The organism is Vibrio sp. CUB2 (genome assembly GCF_001557945.1).
In the GTDB taxonomy this organism is placed as follows: domain Bacteria; phylum Pseudomonadota; class Gammaproteobacteria; order Enterobacterales; family Vibrionaceae; genus Vibrio; species Vibrio owensii.
In genome coordinates this window covers 1-488 of the sequence record NZ_LNRB01000081.1, presented here as the reverse complement: position 1 = coordinate 488, position 488 = coordinate 1, and the positions used below count along the sequence as shown (strand labels likewise).

1 rRNA gene is annotated in these 488 nt (G+C 40.4%); it reads left to right on the top strand.

What is annotated here, in order from left to right:
• Window positions 1-401 precede the first annotated feature (401 nt).
• A 16S ribosomal RNA gene (locus tag ATB78_RS27955) occupies window positions 402-488 on the top strand; the annotation flags it as partial.

Sequence of the window (488 nt, the reverse complement as noted above, 5' to 3'; positions counted from 1 at the left end):
TTCCATTCCGAACTCAGAAGTGAAACGAATTAGCGCCGATGGTAGTGTGGGGCTTCCCCATGTGAGAGTAGGACATCGCCAGGCTTTATTTCGCACTTGCTTATTTAATAAGCAAGTCACCATAAAGTTCTAAATAAATTTAGAGTTTTATGTTGACTTTCAAAGTGGAAAGCGTATTATACGCACCTCGCTTAAGTGCTAAGGCACTGAAAGCCAAGCTCTTTAACAATATAGACCTATCAATCTGTGTGGGCACTCGTTGATGATAATCCAATTAGATACTTCGGTATCAAATTAGGTTTCAATGAAACGAAGTGACCATTGAGTCGAAAGACTCAGCACAGTCAATTCAAACATTACTTTATGTAATGTTCAGTATTCATTGAGCCGAACAAAATCTTAAATTGAAGAGTTTGATCATGGCTCAGATTGAACGCTGGCGGCAGGCCTAACACATGCAAGTCGAGCGGAAACGAGTTATCTGAACC